We start from the raw sequence: 22,341 nt of genomic DNA on the forward strand, positions 1-22,341 counted from the left end.
GACCAACGGCAGAGGTCGGCATCCGACGTCGGGCGACGCAATTAGGTCCGCGGCTGTTCGCCCAGCGTACGGCGCACAACGGCAGACGAGGTCGACCCACAAGAGAAGTCGATCTTGTTTCGCAGGGTTCCTGGTCGCGGAGACCAGGGAGCGGCGTCTGCGGCCGACCGGGGGATCGTTGGGGCCGCGAAGCCCGGCAGGGTGTGAGCATCAGGTAGTACTTGCGCATGGAGCATCTCTATTGGGATCTCGGGTCCTGCGCTGGCGGAGCGCAGTTCGAGGTGGCGCTCAGGGGCTCGACCGCCCGGGTCTGCCTCATGTCTATAGATGAGTACAACGCGTACGTTGACGGGGATGAATACGAGTACCACGGCGACTTCCATGACATGAGCCCAGTCATCGTGGAGGTGCCTCACGACGATCATTGGTACCTCGTGGTGGACAGCTACCCCCGGCGCATCCGCGTCGTGGTTGAGCAGGTCTTCGACTGACGTACGCAGCTTGTGAGCGACTAACTGAGCGAAAACCACACCGGGGGAGTGGGGACGAACGTGGGCGGCTGCGGACGTTTGGCACGTGGCCGGGGCGTCGCTCCGTGGTCGAGTTGTCGGATGGAGTTCCTGGGGGTTAAGGGGTCGCAGGTTCAAATCCTGTAGTCCCGACAGTGTGATGTGGGGGTGGGCGTCCATCGGCCAACGGAGGTCGTCTCGCACACGTCCCGCAACGGGGCTCAGCGTGGCTCCACCGGCGGACGCGGATGCCAGACTGAGCATCATGGCCGATCAAGATGCCCACTTCCGCATCATGGATGAGGCACTGAAGCATCCCGACGGTCGTGCTAAAGGCGGCGAGCCGTGCGTCATATGTGGCAAGCCAGTACCGGCCAGCGTTCACTGGGTGCAGCGTGATCGGCATGTGTGCTCCGGGCGATGCAACAGCCTGCTGCGTCGTCGCTACGGCCGTGGCAGCGCGAGCATCAACGCCGAGAGAGTATCGGTGGCCGTTGAAGCCGTCGGACCCCGCCCAAGCCCGCGCACCAGCGACTCTCGCGTGTTCCGAACTCGCCCGGACGCCCACTTGCCACAGCTGCCCATCGAGTGGGAAGGCTACGGCCCGCATCCCGGCGATGTGGTCGAGCGGTACGGCATCCTGACCCAATACGTCGTGCAAGACATGCCGGAGGGCTACTTCACGTCGCGAGTCGTGATTGCCGTTGCCGAGAGCGGCGACATGTTCGTGGCCGGCGCCAACGCCGATGGCTACTACTCGTCCCTGGTCATCGGGCCGCATGCACCAGGAAGCCAACGGCTCGAAGAGCAACTGTTCAGCTACACCTTCCAGGTCAACGGCGTGCTGTGCGAGTGGCGCCGTGAGCGCACCACAGACCTTCAGCCCGACGGCGTGGACTACTTCTTCTGGGAGTGCTACGCCGCTGTGCCCGTCGACGCTCCGAAGTACCCCGATCCGATGCACTCCGCACGCTACCGAGCGGAGATGGATCGCCGCCGCCGCGTGAGCAGCAACGCGGCGAAGCACGAGCAGCGGGCGCGGGAGGAAGCCAAGATCGAGCGATTCGATCCGCTGGAGGTCTACGAACGTGACGGGTGGCTCTGCGGCATCTGTGGAGCGGAGGTCGACCCGGCAGTGCTCCATCCCGATCCCATGAGCGCGAGCCTGGATCACGTCGTGCCCTTGTCGAAAGGCGGCGACCACACCCGAGAGAACTCGGTCCTCGCGCACCTCATCTGCAACATCCGCAAGTCGGCCAGTTGAGGGCGCGCGTCTCAGAGCCCCGTTGATCGGGGAGATGGACAAACCTAGTGACCGACGGCCTGTAAGGACGCAAAATGTGAGAACCGAGCGTAGGAACGAAAAGCAAGATTTCTGGTCAGGGGCGGCAAAGGGGGTCACAGGGGTCAAGGGGCGCAGGTTCAAATTCTGTTGTCCCGACAGTGAAAAGGGCCGGTATCCGTGATCCTGGAGGATGCCGGCCTCTGCGGCGCCAATTGCACCCAGCCCTCTACCCGAGAAGTGCATCGCGCAACGAGTCGGACAAGTTCCGCGAGCAGCTCTGGTAGCTGCTCTGCCGTCAGTGATGTCCATTCCACCGGCCGATCACGCTCCTGCCGCTTACGCGGTGGTACATGGCGCCAGCCGCGAACCTGCTCCGCCTTGCTGAACGGCCATAGGCTGTGGACGATCTCGTGGCGACCCTGCAAGGCGGACGCGGAGTCGTTCAAGAACACTTCGGCCTCGTCGCGGTAGTCCGGCCAGAAGCGGTGCAGGAGCTTGCGGCACTCGCCGACGAGTTGCGTTCCAGGCGCGCCCGCGAGCCTGTCCAGGGTCGTCGCGCTCCCATGTGCGGTCGCCAGCTCATCCTGCGGCTTGAGAGCCAGCTGGCCATAGAGCACGTATAGCCGGTCTTCCAGCAGTGCAGCGACCAGAGCGATGCGCCCTACGAGACCGTAGAAGTCATCATCGACGGCCCCGAACATGCGCGACGGAACACCCCATTTGTCAGTAGGGAACGTCATGGGTACAAGTAGACCTCGCTGTGCCGCTACGTTGAAGCGGGGTTCGTGGCTGGCGCTGCAGCGGCGGGAGACTGATGAGAGCGGGCGGCGTCCGCCGGAGCAGACTCGGAGCGAACGGCACATGAGCGCCCGGCACGGCCCGAGACGCGCCAGCATGAACGTCCAGCTCAGCAGGCACGCGACGACACCGGACGTCACCGGTTGGCCAGCTGTAGTCGATCAACGTCAGCCGCACAACACCGAAGCGCTCAGACTGCCGAATCTGGCAGTTGTTTTGTCGAGGCGGCGCCTGACGGGCCGGGCGTGGCCGGCCCTCCTGCGTGCTTCGGCCTTGCCGCTCCGCTCCCGGCCGGCGCGCCCGGCCGCGCAGTACCCACAGGCCAGCGAGAGACGGCAGTAGATCACCCCGACCCCGGGGGCATGCGCAAACTGGCTACGCGGGTTCAATTCCCGACGCCCGCTCCGACAAGTTCTTGCGTGGGGCGTGCAACGAGTCCGCACCCGCCTTGATCGACGGCCACCCTCGTCCCCACCGTGAAGCGACCGCTCCGGTCCCTTGGCCCGATCGAGCACGGGGGCGCGGCTCACGCGGCTCGGCCGGGGTGCGCCCGCGCCGCCTGCCGGACCGTGGCGCCTGAGCACGAGAGAGGAAAAAGGGAAGGAGACCTGCTCATTCCCACTTCAACATATAGCGCACCCCTGGCCTTGCGGCAAGATCCTATTCGCCCCGCACAATGCGCGCCTGACGTGCTGGATTTAGGAAAACGGGGGAGTGCTGTAGTGCGAGTTCTGTTGTCGACATGGGGGTCTCGGGGGGACGTCGAGCCGCTGCTGGGGCTGGCGCTCGAGCTGCGCGCACAGGGCGTCGACGTGCGGATGTGCGCACCGCCGGACTTCGCGGAGCGGGCAGGCGAGGTCGGTGTCCCGTTCGTGACGATGGGCTTCGCGGTGCGGGTGCTGGTGGCCTCGAGGCCGGCACCCGCGGAGGTGGCTGCCGCGTTGGTCGCCCAGCACTTCGACGTGATCGGGAAGGCGGCGGAGGACTGCGACGTGGTGGTGGCGACCGGCCTGATGCCGGCGGGCGTGCGCTCGGTGGCCGAGCACCTCGGGATCCATTACGTGCTCGCCGGCTTCCACCGGGTCGGGATACCGTCGCTGCACCACCCGCCAGGGCCACGGCCGGGGAAGCCGTTCCCGCCGGGCGAGACCGACCTCCGGGTGCTGTGGAAGATCGATGCCGAGCGGGTCGACGCGCTGTACCGCGAGCCGCTCAACACGCACCGGGCCGCGCTCGGTCTGCCGCCGGTGGACAACGTCCGAGACCACGTCTTCACCTCGAAGCCATGGCTCGCGGTGGACCCGGTGCTCTGGCCGTTCGAGGGCGCGCTGGGCTTCGACGTCGTGCAGACCGGGGCGTGGATCATGCCGGACGATCGGCCGCTGCCCGCGGACCTCGTGGAGTTCCTCGAGGCGGGCGAACCCCCGGTGTACGTGGGTTTCGGCAGCATGCAGATGGCCAGTGCACCCGACGCGGCCGCGGTGGCTGTCGAGGCGATCCGCGCGCAAGGTCGCCGCGCGCTGGTCTCCCGGGGCTGGGCGGGCCTGGCGTTGATCGACGAGAAGGACGATTGTTTCGCCGTCGGCGAGGTGAATCACCGCGCGCTGTTCCGGCGCGTGGCAGCGGTCGTGCACCACGGCGGCTCCGGTACGACGACGGCGGCCGCGCTGGCGGGCGCACCGCAGGTGATCGTGCCGCAGATCGTGGATCAGCCGTACTGGGCGCAGCGCGTGGCCGAGCTGGGCATTGGCGCGGGTCACGACGGTCCGACGCCGACCGTCGAATCTCTGTCCGCCGCGCTCGAGCCCGCTCTCCGCGATGAGACCAATGCGCGGGCCAAAGCAGTGAGCACCACCATCCGCACCGACGGTGCGTCGGTGGCGGCGAGGAAGCTCATCAACCTGATCGACCAGGGGCCGGAATGATCAGACTACAACCGCGACATCAACCCGAGTGTGAACGGATGTACGCGCCCGAACGCAAATTGACTCCTGACCTGCACGCGATGCCCCACTAGCCGGACCTCTGGGGGCCTCGAATCAAGAGCGCCACTCTCGCCGTCATCGTCGACGACCTCCTCTAACGGGGCCAGCGCTGGTGCGCGGTGCGGAGACGGGAAAATCTCGCCCTGACCGGGCGCCCAGGACGTGCCCCCTGAGCTTGCGCGACCACTGCGGTACGGCGGGGCCGTCTGTGGGCCGCCTGGGCCGTCTCTGGACCACGAAGAGCGACGCTGACGGGCAGAGACTATCCCCGCTGGTCAGCGCCGCTTTCGACGCGTGGGTCAGGCACCCTGCTTGGTCTCCCGGAAGATCTTGTCGCGCTGTGTGCAAACGGGGAGGCCGCGGGCTGGCTGGAGAGCCGGCCTCGTGTGGTCACTGGCGAGGCCGGGCTCCCCAACGGTCAGGACGCGACGTCCTCGATCTTGGCTCCGTCCGCTGCCCTCTGAACCGACTCGCACCCCTTGTGCGCAGCCGCCTTCGACTCGTAGGCCTCGCCGGAGGCGACAATCTGGCCGTTGCTTGCCTTCAGCCGAAAGCGGAACTTGCCCGCTCGGTCCTCGTAGACCTCGAACTTGCCTGCCATCCAGACCCTCCACAGTGGTCGCTGAACCTCGGTCGGCGGCGGACGTTATCGCGATCATCAAGCGGCGCGCAGGAGGTGAACACCTCAGGGCACGGCGCGTCACCCCATGGGGCGAACGCGGGGCGGACGGCCTACGAGCCCCCGTCACCGTCCCTGACCTGCCGTCATAGATCGCCAGGTCAGGGGATCCGAGCTGATCCTCCCTCGCCCTGGCGGTGAAAACCGGGTGGTTCGCCAAGAACGCCGACGCGCTGGATGGCATCAGCGGCGCCGGCTTGTGACGGGAGCGGGCAGCGGGGAGGCATCACCACGTCCGCCACGCCGTCATACGGGAGGACACAGGGCAGCACGGCGACCAGGGCAAACAATCCTCGGCGGGACTGCGTCGAACGGGGGATCCGGGTTCACACAGAAGAGGTCGTCGGGCGCAGGGTGGTGTATCGGGTAAGCCCTAGCGCCCGATCTATGACGGGTACGTCGGGGACCCGCTTTGCCGCGCCGTGCGAGTCCTCGGCCGCGGCTGAGCAGTTCCGGTGGGTGGTCGGGGTGGTCCTGCGCTCGTAGGCTCAAGGTCATGACTCAGGTGTTCGAGGTGTCGACCGCTACTCCGACTCGTGAGTCAGCGTTACGGCTTGCCGAGTCTGCAATCGGGGCGGGTCTGGCGGCCGGTGGGCAGGTCTCCGGGCCGGTGGCCTCGTTCTTCTGGCACAACGGCGAGTTCGGGCAGGGCGAGGAGTGGAAGGTGTCGTTCAAGACGACCGAGGCTCGCTACCCCGATCTGGAGTCGCACCTGATCGCCAACCATGAGTGGAACAACCCCGAGGTGACGGCGGTCCCGTTGGCGCGGGCGTCAGCGTCGTATGTCGAGTGGGTTGAGCGCGTGACTGCTCAGCAGGTCCCGCACGGCGCTTAGGTCGCGATGCTCGGATAGGCGGCTCGCCACGGCAGCGAGGCGCTGCCGTGGCCGCACGGACGCGACGTCGCCCATGATCTCCAGACTGGAAACGACGACCGCGGCGGCCTGTTCAACCTCACCGGCGTCGATGTAGGAGTCGGCGAGCCAGGAGGAGTACAGCGCCTTGTCCCGGGCGTGGGCGTCGCTGTAGCGGCTGAGTGCCGATTCGAGGACCGGCACGGCCCGCAGCGGCCGGCGGAGTTCGCTCCAGCACCGCCCGGTCATGATCGCGAGTTCGGTCTCGTCGACCCAAGCGGCGTAGTCCGGCGTCTGGCCATTCTTCTGAGTCAGGGCTTCCTCGGCGAGGCCGAGGTTGCGGGCGGTGGCCTCCGCGTCGCCTTCCAGGGCGAACGTCCATGCGGCTCGTGAGTGGAGGAGGGCCCGCACACCGGGGTCGACGCCGTCCTGCCGTGCTGCGTGGATTGACTTCTCCGAGATCACCCGTGCTGGTCGGTCGAGGGCGATGAGCTGGTAGGCGTGGAAGGCGAGAGAGTTGCCGGCCAAGCCCGCCTCTCCGGCCTCCGTCGCGGCGGTGTGGCCCTGGCGGTAATGCTGCTCGGCCAGGTCGTGCCAACCGGCGTCGAACGCGGCCCAGCCGGCCTGTTGGGACTGTTCGGCGTGGAGTGACAAGAGTTCGCGGCGCACGGACTCCGAGTTGACTCCGGCTCGCAGGAGGCGGTCCGAGACCTGGGCTTCCGCCGCGAAGAGGCCGTAGGTGTCGGCGCCCCCGAGGTGGTTGTCGAGCTTGCGCAGTCGGACGAGGCGGCGCTGTAGTTCCTCGACAACGTCGACGGAGATGCGCCCGCCCGCGTCAGCGCCGAGGGCCGACGCCAGCAAGCCGCCGACGGCGACCGCGGAGGTCGCTCGCAGGAAATCGCGACGCTGCACCGAGGACTCACCCTCTCCCGTTGCCGTTCCAGTGTCGTCGAACGTCGGCGACGCTACGGAGCCCATAGGAAGCTCGGCAGGGCAATCAGAGGGCAGACGGGGTTCGGTATGCGTGGCGGGCCTCACAGCTGCGCTGGGGAGCGGGGCGCCGAGCTGGCCCAGCAGGCGGCGATAGACGGCCTGGGGTCGGCTGACGGTGCCGCTCTCCCATCGGCCGACGAGGCGGGTGTCGAGCCGGGTCCCGCGGTCTTCCTTCGTCTCGAACGCCAGCCTGACGATGTTGTCCACCAGCTCTTGCTGGGACCACCGCATCGTCTCGTCGCGCCATCGTCGGAGCTGAACGCCCCACGGCTCGCCGGGGATGGCGCGTGGCGCGGTCACAGCGCCTCCCCTCCTGCGGCGCTGTCCTGCGGCAGGGTTGCCGGGTAGATGCCCTGCGTTGCCGTCCCTCTGACCTGCGATATCCGGCCTGACGCCGGGATCGTCAACGCCATGAGCAACAGTGCACCACAGTCGACTGACATTCAGGCCGAATTAGGCGAAATCCGGACCGAGGTCCTGGCGGTGCTCGAGTGGGTCAGTCGCCTCAGGACGGCTCGTCTGCGATGCCTAGCCGACGCTCGATGGCGTCGAGTCGCCGGACGACCGAGACCAAGTCCGCCTTGATGGCGTCGAGTTCGGCGATCACTGGATCCTCGGCGTCCACGTCAGGCGGGCGCTCACCGTCCAGGACGCGCGCGAGCTGATCGCTAGGCCAGCCCAGGGCCTCCGATATTGCAGTGAGTGTTCGGGGGCTACGGCGGCGCGGCTTGAGGTTGTGTTGCAGCTCGCGGACGGTCATGAGTGCGACGCCGGCCCGCGCCGCGAGTTCCGCCTGCGTCATGTCGAGCTCGGTGAGCCGGTCCTTGATCGCGGCCGCAACGGCGTCCCAGTCCTTCGCCACGTGCACCTCTCCGGCGGCTGATGTTGGGCCTGAGGTTAGCGCTCGCCGGCGGGCCGAAATGGGCGAGTCAGGAGTGCCGTGAGGTGACACAGCTAGTCTAAGAGCTAATATTAGTGTTAATGTTAGTCATGCGAGTCGATGATCGGGAGGAAGTCGATGAGGCAGTCCGATGGCGCTGAGGTCAGGGCGATGCCGCGCTTCTACAGCGTCGCGCAGGTGGCACGGATGTTCGGGATGTCGCCGATGACGGTCTACCGGGCGATCGCGGCGGGGGAGTTCCCCGCGGTGCGGATCCGGGGCCGGTTGATCGTCCCGGCTAAGGCGGTCGAGGCGATGGTTGACGCCGCGGTTGCCGACGGGTCGGTCGTCGACGCGGCGGCGTGGACGACTGAGGGGGCGTGAGCGGTGGACAACGTCGGAGTACTGATCGTGTTCGCGATCCTCGGGGCGGTGATCTGTGCGAAGGCGCGGGTCCCGGCCGGGGCGGTGGTGTTCTCCCTGGTCGGGATCGTGCTGTTCATCAGCACGCCGATGGGCCAGGGAGTGCCGGAGGCAGTCGCGTCGTTCGTGTCGAGGCTGAACGACACCACGACCCCCGTGCTCACCGAGACGGCCCCGGAGGCCGGTTCGGGGGCCGTGGGATGACCGGGCGGGAGTGGCGGTCGCGGGCCGCGTGCCGGTCGGTGGACCCGGAGTTGTTCTTCCCGGTCGTCGAGGTGGGGCCGATGTGCGCGGCGCAGATCGAGGCGGCAAAGGCGGTGTGCGGCCGGTGCCCGGTGTTGGGCGAGTGCTTGTCGTTCGCGCTCGCGTACTTGGCCTACGGGGTCGCGGGTGGGCTGACGGCGGAGGAGCGCCGCGGCGTGGCGGCCGGGCGTGGTCGGACCGCAGCCCGCCCGGCGGGGCGGCTGGCCGATGCCACGCGCGGGGAGCGGGCCGCGGCTGGCCGGGCGGCGATCCGGGCCGGTCGCGGGGTGCGGGAGACGGCGCGGGAGTTCGGGGTGATGGAGCGGACCGCGACTCGCTGGGCCGCCCAGGTCCGCGCGCAGCGACAGGCCGGCCGGGGGAGGGGTGTGGCATGACCGAGCAGGAGGACTACTCGCTGGCGGTGGCCCGGGCGCGCGACGGCGCGGAGGCATGGACGGACGTGGTCCGATACCAACGGGGTGCGGTGCCGGATCACACCGATCTCTACGCCCTGGCGGGCGAGCTGGTGCAGACCCTGTACGCGCTGCAGGACCTGGCGGTCGTGCTGCGCGGCCAGGTCGCCGGTTACGCCGCCGGCCGGGCGGTCTACGACGACTGCCACCAGGTCGACCCGGCCCGGCGGCTGGCGGAGGCCGCGGGCCTGTTGGCGTTGACCCGGGATGCGCTCGGGGTGGCCGGGCAGCGGGCGAGCGGGTTCTGGTCGGCGATCGGACACATCGGGGTGGAGGTGCCGTCGTGACCTCCACCGTTGTGGTCCTGGGCGTGCTGGTCGGTGCGGCGCTGGTGCTGTGGCGTCGCGGCGCCCGCGCCCTGGCCGTGGTGTTCGCCTTGCTGGCGGTGCTGCCCGCGGTGACTTTGCTGCGCCAGCTTCCGTGGCCGGCTTACGCCGTCGCCGGTGTTCTGCTCGCCGGAGTGATGTGGCATCGGTGGTCGCGGTCGGCCGCGACGGTGACCCGGTGGAGCATTCGGTCTCGCCGCAAGGTCGGCGTCGCATCCACCTTGGACGTCGCCCGGCACGCGTCGGGGGCGGCGATGCGGCACCGCGCCGGCACGGTGCGTCCGTCGCTGGCCGGGCTGTCGCGCTGGCGGCGGTGGCGGCTGCCGACCGCGGAGGTGGCGGTCGAGCTGTGCCGGACCGGCGCGCAGAAGGTGTGGGCGTCGGTCGAGGACGTCGTGGTGGTGTTCGGTGGCCCGCGGGTGGGCAAGACCGGGTGGCTGGCCGGGCGGGTGCTCGACGCCCCGGGCGCGCTGCTGGTCACCTCCACCCGCACAGACCTGCACGACCTGTGCGCCGGCTTCCGCGCCCAGCGGGGTCCGGTGTTCGTGTTCAACGCCGTCGGCCTCGGCGGGCTGGCGAGCACGATCACCTTCGACCCGCTGACCGGCTGCACCAACCCCGTCACGGCCACCGAGCGGGCCACCGACATGCTGGCTGCGGTCTCCCGGGCCGGTGGGGGTGACCGGGAGTTCTGGGACGCCCAGGCCCGCCGGGTCCTCGCCGCCCTGCTGCACGCCGCCGCCCTCGGCGACAAGCACATGCGCGACGTGCTCGCCTGGGTCGCCGACCCCGACCGTGCGGCCCGCGAGGTGCCGGCATTGCTGCGCAGGTCGGGGGTGGCGGCGTTCGAGCAGGACGCCACCCAGTTCGTCACCACCAACGAACGCACGAGGACGTCGATCACCTCCACGGTGATGCCCGCCCTGGGGTGGCTGACCCATCCCGCCGCGGCCGCCGCGGCGCAGCCGGGGCGCGGGTTCGACGTCGCCGAGCTGCTGGCGTCCCGGGCGACGGTGTTCCTGCTCGGCGCCGAGGAGACCCAGGCCGCCCCACTAGTGTGCGCGCTGACCGGGCACATCGCCCGGGAGGCCCGCCGGCTGGCCGCGACCGCCCCCGGCGGGCGGCTGGACCCGCCGCTCACGTTGGCCCTGGACGAGGCCGCGCTGATCTCCCCGGTGCCCCTCGAAAGCTGGACCGCGGACATGGGTGGGCGCGGGGTGACTATCCTGGCCGCGTTCCAGTCCCGCGCGCAGTTGCTGGCCCGGTGGGGCGAGCACAACACCGCGACGATTCTGAACAACACCGGCGCGGTGATGGTGTTCGGCGGCACCCGCGATCGCGACGACCTGCAGTTCTGGTCCACCCTGGCCGGGGAGCGGGACGAGCCGATCACCACCACCGACCTGCACGGCCGGGTCGCCTCCCGCACCGTGCGCAAGGTGCCGGTGCTCCCCGCCGCGCAGATCGCCAACCTGCCCGCCGGCCGGGTCGTGGTGATCCGCCGCGGGATCGGGCCGGTGATCGGCCGGGCGCAGATGGTGTGGCGCCGCCGGGACGTCCGCGCCCACCACCGCGCCGCCGCCCGCATCGACGCCCACGCCCGGTGGCAGCGCCGGCTCGAGGCGGCCCGCGCCCGGCGGGAACAGGTCTTCGAGCGGGTGCTCGCTCGGCTGGCGCGGCGCTGGCCGGACCGGTTCGGCGAGGCCGCCGCGCGGGTGCGCGACGCCAACGCGATGTTCGCCGAGCTGCGCCGCATCCAGACCCAGCCCGATCTCGTCCCCGCCGACCCCGGCGAAGGATCGGCGCCAGCAGCCGGGCGGGACGAGCAGGACGGGCGGTGGTCCCCGTGACCCACCCCGGCATGCCCCGTCCGGCCAAGGACGGCGAGTTCGCCCGCGCCGACGCGCTGGCCGGACTGGCCCGCGAGGTCGAGGGCCTGCGCCGCGCCGTGGACCCGCTGCGCGAGGTCGGCGGCCGGGTCGAGGACCTGGCCCGGCTGGTCGGGCAGCTCGCCGACGCCCTGGCCGCGGTCACCGCCCGCCCGGGGCCGACCCCGGCACCGTCCTGGCTGATGGCGCCCACTGACCCCGCGGCCGTGGAGCGGGTGCTCGGGGAGCTGTGTGCGTGGCTGCACGCGGTGTATCTGCGCTACCCCGACGCCGCCGCGTCCCTGCCGGAGTGCTGGCTGTGGCACCCCGACGTGGTCGAGGAACTGGTGTGGCTGATGCACGCCTGGTGCGCCGCCTATCAGGGCAAGCAGGCCAGCGTGGCGTTGGCGGGGGACTGGCACGACCGGCAGCGCCCCGGCGTGGTGCGCCGCATCCGCGCTACGGCGGGGTCGTGCTCGTGGGAACGGCACCAGACCCGCCCGGAGTGGGACCAGCGCCTGCGCGGCGCGGTCGCCGTGCCGGGCGTGGACGCGGTCGCGTCGATCGCCGGCTGGTGGGCCGCCCGCCGCGACGACCCCGCCCCCGAACCGACACCCGCCCCGGTCGGCGGGAACGGAGCCCATCCCCGATGAGCCGCACCCCCAAGCAGCACGCCGCCGAGCGGCGCAGCGCCGATGCCGTCGAGCTGGTCGAGGGCGTGGAGCCGGCCGGCCGGGTGGTGCGAGCTGCGATCTGGCTTCCGGGCCTGGCTGTCGCGCTGGGGGCCGCGGTGGCCACCGCGCACGGCCTCTACGAGGTCGCCGTCGCCGCCCGCGTCCCGGCCGGGATCGCCAGGCTCTACCCGCTGATCACCGACGGGCTGGCCCTGGTCGCCTACGCCGCCACCGCCCGGCTGCACGGCTCGGCGGCCCGCTACGCCTGGTCGGTGGTCGTCCTGGCCGCCGGCTTGTCCGGGCTGGCGCAGGCCGCCTACCTCGCGGGCGGCTCCACTGTCGACGCCTCGCCGGTGCTGCGGTTCGGCGTGGGCGCGTGGCCCGCGATTGCTGCGGCGATCGTGGCGCACCTGCTCTACCTCCTAGCCACCGACGACATCCAGCCCCGGCTCGCCGAACCTCCGGCCGACCGTTCAGCGAACGCGGTTCAGTCCGAGCCGTTCAACCGCCCCGATGTTCAACCCGAGCCGCGCCCGACCGGACCGGCAGTCAACGCCGTCAGCGTTCAGCGTCCGGCCGAGGTCAGCGCGGCCGCGGCGCGGCCAGCGCTCGGGGCGGCCTCGGCTGAACAGCCAGGCGCTCGGTCGGTAGGAGCCCCGGTCCGGGACCGGGCGCGGGCGGCCGCTGCGCGCCACGCCCACCGCCACGGCGCGCTCCCCACCGTCACCGAACTCGAAGGTCTGGCCGGGGTCTCCCGCGGCACCGCCGCGACCGTCCTCAAACACCTCCGCGCGCAGCCCGCTGCCCTGCGCCTGGTCGCCGGAACCGACGACGACAGCACCGAGACGAGGACCCAGCCATGACCCAGACGCTCCGATCCACCGGCACCAGCAGGCCCAGCCAGACCACGGAGACGCCAACCCGAGCAACGACCAAGCACTACTCCATTCGAGCGGGCGAGAACCGAGAACGAGCCCCAAGAGCTACAAGATCAAGGGACTCACACCTAGGCATCGTGATCAACAGGGCCGGGTGGTCTCGGTGCTGAGCATCGCCGTCGGCTACAGCCCCGAGTACCTCCTGCGGGAGGTCGCGACGGGACGCGAGAACTACTACACGGGCGCGGTCGCCGAGGGAGAGCCGCCGGGGCGCTGGTGGGGACGTGGCGCCGAGCAGCTCGGGCTGCGCGGGCTCGTCGACGCTCAGGACATGACCGGGCTCTACGAGCGATTCCTCGATCCGCGTGAGGAGGGCTTCCGTGACAAGTCGCGCTGGGACGAGGTGTTCACCCTCGGCCACACTGGGCGGAAGTACCGGTCTGAGGACGAGTTGTACGCCGCGGCGCTGGCACGGGAGCCGAAGGCGAGCCCTGAACGGCGCGCTGAACTCCGGGTCGAGGCGGGCAAGGCGGCGCGGCGGAACGTGGCCTTCCTGGACGTCACGTTCAGCGTTCAGAAGTCGGTGACACTGCTGCACACGGCGTTCGAGGCTGAACAGGTCAAGGCCGCAGCGGCCGGTGACACGGAGTCGGCCACGGCGTGGAGCAGCTACCGGCAGGCGGTGGAGGACGCAATCTGGGCCGGCAACAACGCCGGCCTCGCCTACCTCTCGAACAAGTCCGGCTACTCGCGCATCGGGCACCACGGCGGCGCCGCCGGCCGCTACGTCGACGCGCACGACTGGGTCGTCGCCTCGTTCTTCCAGCACGACTCCCGCGACCACGACCCCCAGCTGCACATCCACAACGCCGTGCTCAACCGCGTCGAATCGCCCGACGGCGCGTGGCGAACCCTCGACTCGCGGGGGATGCACCGGTGGCGGGCGGCCGCCGCGGCGGTCGCCGAGCGGACGACCGAGGAGCGGCTGAGTCACGCCCTCGGCGTCACGATCGCAACGCGGCCCGACGGCAAGGCCCGCGAGATCAAAGGTGTCGCGCCCGAGGCGATGGCGCTGATCTCCTCGCGACGACGGGCCGTCACGACAAAGGCCGCCGAGCTGATCACCAAGTTCGAGGAGCGCTTCGGCCGCACCCCGAACAGCCTCGAGCGCGACCGCCTCTCCCGGCAGGCCACGCTCGCGACCCGCCGGCTCAAGACCCACGACGGGCAGACCCGCGCCCAGGTCCTCGACCGCGTCGACACCCAGCTGCGCGCCGAGGTCGCCGACGGGCTCGCCGGCGTCGCCCGCTCCGCGCTGGACGCTCGCGAGTCCGTGACCCCACAGAGCTGGTCACCCCGGGCGGTGATCGAGACCGCGCTCGCGGACGTCCAGTCGCGCCGGGCGGGCTGGATGCGCTCGGACCTCACCCGCGCGATCAACGCCGCCCTGCCGGACTACCTCGGCACCCCGGCCGGCACCGACATCGCCACGCTGCTCGACGACCTCGCGAGCGAGGCCCTGCGCTACGCCGTCCCGCTCGACACCGACCGCCCGGGGGCCGAGGCGCTGCCCGACGAGCTGCGGCTGGCGAATGGCGATTCGGTCTACCAAGCACCCGGCGGTCGGCTCTACGCGACGCCGGAGCAGCTGCGGACCGAGCGGATTCTCGTCGCGTCGACCTCCGACCGCGACGGCGCGGCGCTGGCTCCAGCTACGGCGCAGCGGTTCCTCGACGACCTGCGGGCCACGGGCATCGAACTCGGCGTCGACCAGGCCGCCGCCGTGCGCGGGGTGCTGACGTCCGGTGCGCGTGTCGAGTCGCTGGTCGGCCCGGCCGGGACGGGCAAGTCGTTCGTGGTCGGCGCCCTTGCCCGGGCGTGGTCGGATCCGGAGCTGCACGGGGATCCGGGAGAGCGGCGCGTGTTCGGGCTGGCCACCTCGCAGGTCGCCACCGACGTCCTCGCCGGCGAGGAGCTGACCACGCGCAACGTCGCCCGCTGGCTGGCCACCCAGGAGCGGCTCACCCAGACCGAGGTCCGGGACGACGACCGGGGCTGGCGGCTGCGGGCCGGTGACCTGGTCGTCGTCGACGAGTCCGCCATGACCGACACCCCCGCGCTCGCCGCGATCCACCGCTATGTCGACGCGGCCGGGGCGAAGCTGCTGCTGGTCGGTGACCACAAGCAGCTCGCCGGCGTCGGCGCGGGCGGAGGGATGGACCTGATCGCCGCGACCGGGGCCCGCTACGAGCTGGCCGACGCCCGCCGCTTCACCCACGACTGGGAACGCGCTGCCTCGCTACGGCTGCGGGCCGGGGACGAGGCGGTCCTGCGCGAGTACCACCGCCACGGCCGGCTCCTCGACGCCGGAACGATCGAGCAGGCCGAGGCTGCGGCGGCGCAGGCGTGGCTGGCCGACACCCTCGCCGGGAGACGGTCGCTGCTCGTCGTCGACACCAACGAGCAGGCCGCCGCCCTGTCGGCAGCGCTGCGCGCCGAGCTGGTCCGGCTCGGCCGGGTCGCCGAGGACGGCGTGCCGCTCGGGTTGCAGGGCACTTTCGCCGGGGTCGGGGATCTGGTCGAGGCGCGGGCGAACGGCTGGCACCTGGCCGGCGTTGAGGGCAACCGCCGTGGGCCGATCAACAGGGAGACCTACCGGGTCACCGCCGTGCGCGCGGACGGTGGGCTCGAGGTCGCGGCCGGTGATGACCGGATGGTGCTGCCCCCGAAATACGTCGCGCAGAACCTGGCGCTGGCCTACGCCTCGACCGTCCACTCCGCCCAGGGCAGCACGGTCGACACCAGCCACGTCGTTGTCAGCCCGCGGACTAGCCCGAGCGCGCTCTACGTCGGCATGTCCCGCGGCCGCGACAGCAACCTCGCGCACGTCGCCACCGAGACCACCGTCGCCGACCGGGCGGATGGGCGAGACGACCAGACCGTCCGGCGGGACCCGGTCGCCGCGGTCGCACTTGTCCTCGATCCTGACGACCGCACCGGCGCCCACTCGGCACTGGCCACGGCCACGCGCTCCGCCGAGGAGGCCGGGAACGTCCGGACCCCGGCCGAGCTGCTCGCCGACGCCGCCCACCTCGCCGCCACCCAGCGCACCGTGGCTTGGCTCGACGAGCTCACCCTCGACGGCACCCTCAGCCTGCACGACCGCACGCGGATCGCCGCCGAGGACGGCGCCGCCTCGCTGACCCGGGTGCTGCGCAGCGCTGAGCTCGCCGGGCTCGACGCCCGCCAGGTCCTGCACGCGGCCGTCGCCGACCGCTCGCTTGACGGTGCCCGCAACACCACCAACGTCATCTACAGCCGCATCGCCGACCGGCACCGCTTCGACCCGGTCGGCCAGACCTGGGCCGAGTGGACACCCCGCGTCGACGACCCCCAGTGGCAGGCCTACCTCGATCACCTCGCACAGGCCGCCGACGACCGAGCCGCCGAGCTCGGCGAGGCCGCGGCCGTCGAGCCCCCGCCTTGGGCGCTCGACGCCTTCGGCCCGCCACCCGCGGAGATGACCGAGCGGGAAACCTGGGTCGCCGAGGTGGGATCGGTCGCCGCGTACCGGGAACTCCGCGGCCACACCGACGACGCCGACGCCCTCGGCCCCGCACCGACCCCCGGCCACGTCGAGGCCTTCGCCGCCTACCGCGCCGCCTGGCGGGCGCTCGGCCGGCCCGAGATCGACCGCGAAGAGATCGAGATGTCCGACGGCCAGCTGCGCTTGCGCGTCCGGGCCGCCGAGCGGGAGGAGAACTGGGCCCCGCGCCACGTCGCCAACGAGCTCGCCGGCACCCACCAGGCCGCCGACCAGCAGCGGCGCGTTGCGGCGCTGCGTGCTGCCGAGGCCCAGACTTCCGACGACCGGGACCGCCTCCTGCAGGAGGCCCACGACGCCGGGGCTCTCGCCGAGGTGCTGGACCAGCGGGCCGTCGAGCTACAGTCCGTCGACGACGCCCGGGCGCGCTGGCTCGCCCACACCGCCGGGACCCGCGCCGCGGGCGAACGGGCGCAGGCCGAGCTGGCGCTCCGGCACGCCGGCGAGGAGCCCGAGCCCGCAGTGACCGCCGAGGAGTGGCTCGCGGCGCACCGCGCCGACCAGGCGGAGGAGGACCGGCACCGGGAGATCACCGAGGAGTACGAGCTCGACGCGGTGTCGCCAGAGCACAACCGATCGCACGAGCTCGTCGCGCCGCGCGATCACGCGCCGTCCCGCGACGACGACGCCGCACCCCGCGAGGACCTCAGGCCCGAGCCGGACATCCGAGAGCAGGACCGGTCAGACGACCGCGCCGGCGACGCCGTCCGCGTCCCCAGCGCCGACGAGACCGCCGCAGCGATCGAACGGGCGCACCGCGCCCTCGCCGAGATCGAGGCCCGCGACGCCTACGACGCCCAGCAGGAAGAGGCGGCCCGGTACGAGCCCGCCGCCGAGCACGACCTCACCGACGACGACGCCCTGGAGCGAGCATGAGCAGGTCAGGACGGTCCCCACGTCGGCGCGGCGCCACTGCCTCGCCACGCCCACCGAAGCGTCGTGCACACCGCCGCCAGGTAGCCCGGTCGCGACGCCAGCCACTGCGGGGGCGCGGACCGCGCGGCCAGGGTCTCCGCCGCGAGGTACTCGGCCTCGATCAGCTCCTCCTGCGCCAGCCGCGCCGACCTCGTGATCGGCGTATGAGCGAGCCGACGCCGGCCGCCCGGCCCGTCGACGGTCGCGCGGGCCAGCCACCGGCACGTGATCGCGACGCCGCCCGCTGCGTAGTCGGTGACGCCCTCGGCGCCCTGCAGCTCCGAGCGCTGCTCCGCGGCGGCCCAGAGCACGCCGAAGTCGCGCCGCGGCACCCGCAGGTTGCCGGGTGGGACGCGCTCGACATCGCGCTCGGTGACACGCATGCCAGCAGAATCCCACGGCGCCCCGACCGCACGGATCGGCCGATGCGGGGGAGCGGGCATGGCCACCCCTGAGCTGATGCGCGTCGCGCTGGCCCACGCCGCCCGCGGCTGGCGCGTCTTCCCGTTGCGCCCCAACGACAAGCGCCCCGCGATCCGGGACTGGGAGACCCGAGCAACTACCGATCCCTTCCGCATCCGGCGAGCGTGGGAGCGCGGCCCGTTCGGGATCGGCATCGCCTGCGGCCCGTCCCGCCTGGTCGTCCTCGACCTAGACCGCCCCAAGCCGGACACTGTCCGCCCGCAGGAATGGGACCGGCCCGGCATCAACGACGGCGCCGACGTCCTCGCCGCTCTGGCCAAGCGACATGGCGCCGACGTCCCGCTCGACACCTACGCGGTCCAGACGGGCAGCGGGGGAGAGCACCTCTACTTCACCGCACCCGCCGGCGCGCGGATCCGGAACTCCGCGGGCCGGCTCGGCTGGCTCCTCGACGTTCGCGGCGAAGGCGGGTACGTCGTGGCCGCCGGCTCTGTGGTCCGGCGCCGCCGCTATCGCGCCTCGGACGCGCCGGTGGCGGTCCTCCCCGCGTGGCTCACCACGCTCCTCGCCGAGCCGCAGAGCGACGGGAACGCACCGCCAGGGGCGGACTTCGGCCCGCTGCTCGACATCGTCGGTCGCCGCTCCGCCTACGTCGCGGCGGCGCTGCGTGGTGAGCTGAACAAGGTCCTCGCAGCCCGCCCCGGGCACCGCAACCACACCCTCAACGCCGCCGCCTTCGCTCTCGGCCAGCTCGTAGGTACCGGACTGCTTCCCAGGGGCTTGGCCGCGGCGGCACTCGCCGAGGCGTCGACCGCCATCGGTCTCCCGCTCTTCGAGGCCGATCGCACGATCCGCTCCGGCCTCAACGCCGGGGCTAGGACCCCGCGCCGCACCATTCTGGAAGGACGGACGTGACCAGGCGCCGCACCGCCAACGAGATCCTCACCGGCCTCGACGCCGACCGGTACCTGCGCGCGCTGCACGGCGAGGACCGGCCCCCGGCGCAGGGCTGGGACGCCGACCCGACCCCGCTGACCCCGCGCCGGCTCGTTCCTCCGTTCCCGGTCGACGCCCTGCCGCCGTGGGTGGCGGACATGGTCATGGCGGTTGCCGAGTTCACCCAGACCCCGCTCGACCTGCCCGGCTGCCTCGCCCTCGCCGCCCTCTCCACCGCCGCCGGCGGACGCGCCGAAGTCGAAATCCGCCCGGGCTGGCGCGAACCGCTGAACCTCTACACCGTGGTCGCGATGCCACCCGGCTCCCGCAAGAGCGCCGTCTTCGCCGCCATGACCGCCCCGCTGGTCGAGGCCGAACGACAGCTCATCGACGCCGCCCGCCCGCGGATCGTCGAGGCCGACCTGGCCCGCAAGATGGCGGTCAAGGAGGCCGAGCGTCGCGCGATCGACGCCGCGAACCTGCGCGACCCCGCCGGCCGCGCCGAAGCCCTCGCCGCGGCCGCCGAAGCCACTCTCGAGGCCGAGAAACCCGTCCCCGCTCTGCCACGCCTGATCGCCGACGACGTCACCACCGAAGCCGCCGCGTCCCTGCTCGCGGAGCAAGGCGGACGGCTCGCCGTGCTGTCGGCGGAGGGCGGGATCTTCACGACGCTGGCAGGCCGCTACTCCAGCGGCGTCCCCAACCTCGAGGTCTTCCTCAAGGGCCATGCCGGTGACCTGCTGCGGGTGGATCGCAAGGGCCGCGCCGCCGAACACGTCGCCGCCCCCGCCCTGACCCTGGGCCTGGCGCTGCAGCCCGCGGTCCTGACCGACATCGCGAAGATGCCCGGCTTCCGCGGCCGCGGCCTACTCGCCCGGATCCTGTACTCGTTGCCGGAGAACACCGTCGGTCGCCGCCAGGTCGGCGCGCCGGCCGTCCCCGGCCCGATCGACAAGACCTACACCAGCCGCCTGACCAGGCTGGTCCTGCTCCTGGCCGACGACAACGAGCCCCACCGGCTGCGCCTGAGCCGCGACGCCGACCGCCAGATCCTCGAACTCGAACGCCGCCTCGAGCCCCGCCTGGCCCCGCACGCCGACCTCGCCCACATCACCGACTGGGCCTCGAAGCTCAATGGCGCGGTCGCTCGCCTCGCTGGCCTGCTCTTCCTCGCCGAGGTCCTGCCCACTGGATGGGGCGAACCCGTCCCCGCCCGCCACGTCGACGCAGCCGCGCGGCTCGGCCACTACTTCCTCGGCAACGCCCTCGCCGTCTTCGACCAGATGGGCGCCGACCCCACCGTTGGCGATGCCCTCGCGGTGCTGGAGTGGATCAGCCGCGTCCGCCCGCAGAGCTTCAGCCGCCGAGACGCCTTTACTGCCCTTTCCCGTTCTCGCTTCCGCAAGATCGCGGACCTCGACCCGGTCCTGCAGCTCCTCGACGACCACGGCTTCATCCGCCCCGAGGAGCAGCCTCAGCGTGCTGGCCCGGGCCGACGGGCCTCGCCCCGATGGTCGGTCCATCCTGCCGCCGCAGAAACCGCAGAAACCGCACAATGCTGACGGAGCCGAGTTCTGCGGTTTCCGCGGCTTCCGCGGCGCGGAGTCAGACCCAAGTGGCGACCAAATCGGCTGGCCCAGTCCCGCCGCTGGACCTCTTCGGTATGGGTGCCAAACGCCCGCGGAGGGGCGACCGCGCGTGCCGGAGGTGTCCTTCGATGGTGCGTGATCCTGCCGAGGACGAAATCCTCAGTTCTGACGAGCGGCCGGCGCCTCGAACCCACCCCTCCGGAGTTCGAGGCGCCGACCCGGCAGTCGAGCGGACTCAGCCGCACCGACGGGCGCGGGGGTGCGGTATCGCCTGCGCGAGGAACCGCCGCGAGAGCACGGTCACGAGCGCCGTGCCCCGCACGAGCAGACAGACATCGGACCGGTCGGGGCTGTACCCGTAGACCACCTCGGGATGCAGCATGACCTCGGTCCAGGCGCGAGGTCTGTGTTCCCAGTCCGCGGTGCTCAGCAGATGGCCGAGGCGCCGCACTGCGATCCTGCGCTGCACGCCCTCGACGCGCTGCCGGTACCGCTGCACGGCGTGGGCGGTGAGCACCACCGATCCGGGATCGATGTCGATGTCCGGGATCGGCATCGCGAGCGCGAGGATCGCCTCACGCCGATCAAGCGGCAGCATCGGTGACGCCCTCGTCGGTGCTGGAGTCGAGCCCAGTGCCGAGGGCGATCCGCGCCTGGGTGAGCAGGCGCGTCAGCTCGCCACGCAGCTTGTCGGACTCGGTCTCGATCGCGTTCGCGTGCTGGCGGACCGACCCTGCGGCCTTCGTGATCTTCTCGATCCGACCGAGCGTGGTGAGGGCCTCGGAGAGCTTCTCCTCAGCGACGCGAACCTCGCCGCTCGCGGTGTCACGTGCGGCCGCCTGGGCGGTGAGCCGCAGCAGCTGGACCGCGACGCGAAGCCGGTCCACCTCGTCGGTCTCCGGGTCGAAGGCCATTACCAGGCGGCGCGGACCCAGGCAGAGCAGGCTGTGCCCGCCGTTCTGGTCGGCGCTGCGGACGATCCCGAGCGACGCGACCGCGGCCCGGTTGCGCTCGGCCTCGTCCAGGTACTCAGCCCACCGGGGGCGGTCGGAGTCCGTCATCTCCAGGGCGACGCGGACCTCGCCGCCCTGCACGGTGAGCACCCCATCGCCCTTCTTGCTGCGGGGGACGCGGCCGGTGATGGCCGACGTGTCCTCGTACTCGTCGCCCAGCCCGGCGGCGACGTCGGCCATCACCCGGTGCACCGACTGCGCGAACGGCTCACCCTTGAGTGGGCTCACCTTCACCGCCGCCGCGCGGGCCTGCGCCACCGCGTGGGTGGTCCGCACGGCCTCGGCCAAGTCGGTGATCATGGACCGGACCTTCTCGCCGTCGCGGGTGATCTCCTCCTTGAGCTGCCGGTGCTGCTCGGCGAGGAGCTGGTGCTGACGGCCCATCGGGGTCGCCGGATCGCTCGGGTCGAACTGCCGCTCCGCCTTCGCGATCAGCTCGGAGGCCTGCCGGACGGCCCGCTCCTCCAGGTCGCGGGAGACCTTGTCGAGAACCGGCTGCACCCTGGCCAGCAGCTCCGGGCTGTCGCCCCCGAAGATCCGGGTGAGCTCCGCGAGCATGGTCTTCTGCAGGGTCTCGAGGTCTCCGGCGCTGCGCCGCTGCGCCTGCTCGACGATCTCGCCGAGGGTCTTGCGCGCGGCCTCGGTCGACTCGGCGATGCCGACCGTCGCCTTCGTGATCGCCTCGGCGGTCCGGGTCGCGGCCTGGGTGGAGGCCTCACTCGTCCGCTCCCCGACCTCGGTGATCAGGGACTCGAGCGCGACGGCCTCCTGCGTCCCACCCGCGGTCGCGATCGCCTGGGCGCCGACCAGGAGAGCCTGGTGAACGAAGGCCGTCAGGTCGTGACCCGCGAGCTCCTCGGCGTCCACCGCGGGGCCGCGGCGGCCCGTGGACCACCGCCGCGCCTCGGAGACAACGGCGGGGTCGGTCACCTCGACGTCGGCGACGACGACGGCGGGAACAGACGGGTCGTAGTGCACAGCCATGGGGGTCTTG

At 71.7% G+C, this 22,341-nt stretch carries 21 protein-coding genes; 14 read left to right on the plus strand and 7 right to left on the minus strand.

All coding sequences use genetic code 11. From position 1 onward, the window contains the following. Window positions 1-227 precede the first annotated feature (227 nt). Both HF526_RS11685 and HF526_RS11690 read left to right on the plus strand, forming a co-directional pair. Window positions 228-491: a DUF1883 domain-containing protein gene (locus HF526_RS11685; RefSeq protein ID WP_169381411.1), complete on the plus strand. Its 264-nt coding sequence runs from the start codon at window positions 228-230 to the stop codon at window positions 489-491. A 283-nt stretch (window positions 492-774) separates the two neighbouring features. Continuing rightward, the gene (locus HF526_RS11690; protein ID WP_169381412.1) at window positions 775-1,773 is read left to right on the plus strand and encodes an HNH endonuclease; all 999 of its coding nucleotides are present in this window, start codon (window positions 775-777) and stop codon (window positions 1,771-1,773) included. A 158-nt stretch (window positions 1,774-1,931) separates the two neighbouring features. Here HF526_RS11690 and HF526_RS11695 read toward each other — a convergent pair whose 3' ends face one another. Further along, entirely contained in the window at window positions 1,932-2,534 is a 603-nt protein-coding gene (locus HF526_RS11695) for a hypothetical protein (protein ID WP_169381413.1), read from the minus strand. Window positions 2,535-3,314: 780 nt separating this feature from the next. Between HF526_RS11695 and HF526_RS11700 the strand changes: the two genes are divergently transcribed. Further along, entirely contained in the window at window positions 3,315-4,517 is a 1,203-nt protein-coding gene (locus tag HF526_RS11700) for a nucleotide disphospho-sugar-binding domain-containing protein (protein ID WP_169381445.1), read from the plus strand. Window positions 4,518-4,995: 478 nt separating this feature from the next. On the opposite strand, the gene HF526_RS11705 is transcribed toward HF526_RS11700, so the two are convergent. After that, window positions 4,996-5,178, minus strand: a complete 183-nt coding sequence (locus tag HF526_RS11705) for a YegP family protein (protein ID WP_169381414.1) — start codon at window positions 5,176-5,178, stop codon at window positions 4,996-4,998. A gap of 574 nt (window positions 5,179-5,752) precedes the next feature. Between HF526_RS11705 and cutA the strand changes: the two genes are divergently transcribed. Then, on the plus strand, window positions 5,753-6,091 hold the full coding sequence (cutA, locus tag HF526_RS11710; RefSeq protein WP_169381415.1) for a divalent-cation tolerance protein CutA: 339 nt from the start codon (window positions 5,753-5,755) through the stop codon (window positions 6,089-6,091). Here cutA and HF526_RS11715 read toward each other — a convergent pair. Further along, entirely contained in the window at window positions 6,029-7,402 is a 1,374-nt protein-coding gene (locus HF526_RS11715) for an NsdA family TPR-like regulatory protein (RefSeq protein WP_211177072.1), read from the minus strand. The genes cutA and HF526_RS11715 overlap by 63 nt on opposite strands. A gap of 205 nt (window positions 7,403-7,607) precedes the next feature. Continuing rightward, window positions 7,608-7,964 (minus strand): helix-turn-helix transcriptional regulator, encoded by a 357-nt coding sequence (locus HF526_RS11720; RefSeq protein ID WP_169381416.1) that lies wholly within the window; start codon window positions 7,962-7,964, stop codon window positions 7,608-7,610. A gap of 156 nt (window positions 7,965-8,120) precedes the next feature. Between HF526_RS11720 and HF526_RS11725 the strand changes: the two genes are divergently transcribed. The 8 genes from HF526_RS11725 (at window position 8,121) to mobF (ending at window position 17,347) form a co-directional block, all read left to right on the plus strand. Next, on the plus strand, window positions 8,121-8,366 hold the full coding sequence (locus tag HF526_RS11725; RefSeq protein ID WP_211177073.1) for a helix-turn-helix domain-containing protein: 246 nt from the start codon (window positions 8,121-8,123) through the stop codon (window positions 8,364-8,366). A 3-nt stretch (window positions 8,367-8,369) separates the two neighbouring features. Continuing rightward, entirely contained in the window at window positions 8,370-8,609 is a 240-nt protein-coding gene (locus HF526_RS11730; protein ID WP_169381417.1) for a hypothetical protein, read from the plus strand. Then, window positions 8,606-9,043: a WhiB family transcriptional regulator gene (locus HF526_RS36895; protein ID WP_169381418.1), complete on the plus strand. Its 438-nt coding sequence runs from the start codon at window positions 8,606-8,608 to the stop codon at window positions 9,041-9,043. The genes HF526_RS11730 and HF526_RS36895 overlap by 4 nt, the downstream gene beginning before the upstream one ends. Next, window positions 9,040-9,408, plus strand: coding sequence for a hypothetical protein (locus HF526_RS35290; RefSeq protein ID WP_239028567.1), 369 nt, complete (start codon window positions 9,040-9,042; stop codon window positions 9,406-9,408). The genes HF526_RS36895 and HF526_RS35290 overlap by 4 nt, the downstream gene beginning before the upstream one ends. Further along, complete coding sequence (locus tag HF526_RS11740) at window positions 9,405-11,297, plus strand: type IV secretory system conjugative DNA transfer family protein (RefSeq protein ID WP_338051414.1); 1,893 nt, start codon at window positions 9,405-9,407, stop codon at window positions 11,295-11,297. The genes HF526_RS35290 and HF526_RS11740 overlap by 4 nt, the downstream gene beginning before the upstream one ends. Then, window positions 11,285-11,968: a hypothetical protein gene (locus tag HF526_RS11745; RefSeq protein WP_338051415.1), complete on the plus strand. Its 684-nt coding sequence runs from the start codon at window positions 11,285-11,287 to the stop codon at window positions 11,966-11,968. Before HF526_RS11740 ends, HF526_RS11745 begins: the two co-directional genes overlap by 13 nt. Then, the gene (locus HF526_RS11750; protein WP_169381420.1) at window positions 11,965-12,852 is read left to right on the plus strand and encodes a hypothetical protein; all 888 of its coding nucleotides are present in this window, start codon (window positions 11,965-11,967) and stop codon (window positions 12,850-12,852) included. Before HF526_RS11745 ends, HF526_RS11750 begins: the two co-directional genes overlap by 4 nt. A 178-nt stretch (window positions 12,853-13,030) precedes the next feature. Further along, entirely contained in the window at window positions 13,031-17,347 is a 4,317-nt protein-coding gene (mobF, locus tag HF526_RS11755; RefSeq protein ID WP_338051416.1) for a MobF family relaxase, read from the plus strand. 5 nt (window positions 17,348-17,352) lie between these two features. Here mobF and HF526_RS11760 read toward each other — a convergent pair whose 3' ends face one another. Continuing rightward, entirely contained in the window at window positions 17,353-17,769 is a 417-nt protein-coding gene (locus HF526_RS11760; protein ID WP_169381422.1) for a hypothetical protein, read from the minus strand. A 58-nt stretch (window positions 17,770-17,827) separates the two neighbouring features. Between HF526_RS11760 and HF526_RS11765 the strand changes: the two genes are divergently transcribed. Continuing rightward, the gene (locus tag HF526_RS11765) at window positions 17,828-18,724 is read left to right on the plus strand and encodes a bifunctional DNA primase/polymerase (RefSeq protein WP_169381423.1); all 897 of its coding nucleotides are present in this window, start codon (window positions 17,828-17,830) and stop codon (window positions 18,722-18,724) included. Beyond that, window positions 18,721-20,307: a YfjI family protein gene (locus tag HF526_RS11770; RefSeq protein ID WP_211177074.1), complete on the plus strand. Its 1,587-nt coding sequence runs from the start codon at window positions 18,721-18,723 to the stop codon at window positions 20,305-20,307. Before HF526_RS11765 ends, HF526_RS11770 begins: the two co-directional genes overlap by 4 nt. A 262-nt stretch (window positions 20,308-20,569) precedes the next feature. Here HF526_RS11770 and HF526_RS11775 read toward each other — a convergent pair whose 3' ends face one another. After that, window positions 20,570-20,932 (minus strand): hypothetical protein, encoded by a 363-nt coding sequence (locus HF526_RS11775; protein WP_169381424.1) that lies wholly within the window; start codon window positions 20,930-20,932, stop codon window positions 20,570-20,572. Beyond that, window positions 20,919-22,331, minus strand: a complete 1,413-nt coding sequence (locus HF526_RS11780; protein ID WP_169381425.1) for a Fis family transcriptional regulator — start codon at window positions 22,329-22,331, stop codon at window positions 20,919-20,921. Before HF526_RS11780 ends, HF526_RS11775 begins: the two co-directional genes overlap by 14 nt. Window positions 22,332-22,341: the final 10 nt, after the last annotated feature.

The organism is Pseudonocardia acidicola (assembly GCF_012911935.1).
In the GTDB taxonomy this organism is placed as follows: domain Bacteria; phylum Actinomycetota; class Actinomycetes; order Mycobacteriales; family Pseudonocardiaceae; genus Pseudonocardia; species Pseudonocardia acidicola.

Coding starts and splice junctions, on each gene's coding strand:
- HF526_RS11685 (WP_169381411.1), top strand. CDS start 228: ATGGAGCATCTCTATTGGGATCTCGGGTCCTGCGCTGGCGGAGCGCAG.
- HF526_RS11690 (WP_169381412.1), top strand. CDS start 775: ATGGCCGATCAAGATGCCCACTTCCGCATCATGGATGAGGCACTGAAG.
- HF526_RS11695 (WP_169381413.1), bottom strand. CDS start 2,534: ATGACGTTCCCTACTGACAAATGGGGTGTTCCGTCGCGCATGTTCGGG.
- HF526_RS11705 (WP_169381414.1), bottom strand. CDS start 5,178: ATGGCAGGCAAGTTCGAGGTCTACGAGGACCGAGCGGGCAAGTTCCGC.
- cutA (WP_169381415.1), top strand. CDS start 5,753: ATGACTCAGGTGTTCGAGGTGTCGACCGCTACTCCGACTCGTGAGTCA.
- HF526_RS11725 (WP_211177073.1), top strand. CDS start 8,121: ATGAGGCAGTCCGATGGCGCTGAGGTCAGGGCGATGCCGCGCTTCTAC.
- HF526_RS36895 (WP_169381418.1), top strand. CDS start 8,606: ATGACCGGGCGGGAGTGGCGGTCGCGGGCCGCGTGCCGGTCGGTGGAC.
- HF526_RS35290 (WP_239028567.1), top strand. CDS start 9,040: ATGACCGAGCAGGAGGACTACTCGCTGGCGGTGGCCCGGGCGCGCGAC.
- HF526_RS11750 (WP_169381420.1), top strand. CDS start 11,965: ATGAGCCGCACCCCCAAGCAGCACGCCGCCGAGCGGCGCAGCGCCGAT.
- HF526_RS11760 (WP_169381422.1), bottom strand. CDS start 17,769: ATGCGTGTCACCGAGCGCGATGTCGAGCGCGTCCCACCCGGCAACCTG.
- HF526_RS11765 (WP_169381423.1), top strand. CDS start 17,828: ATGGCCACCCCTGAGCTGATGCGCGTCGCGCTGGCCCACGCCGCCCGC.
- HF526_RS11775 (WP_169381424.1), bottom strand. CDS start 20,932: ATGCTGCCGCTTGATCGGCGTGAGGCGATCCTCGCGCTCGCGATGCCG.
- HF526_RS11780 (WP_169381425.1), bottom strand. CDS start 22,331: ATGGCTGTGCACTACGACCCGTCTGTTCCCGCCGTCGTCGTCGCCGAC.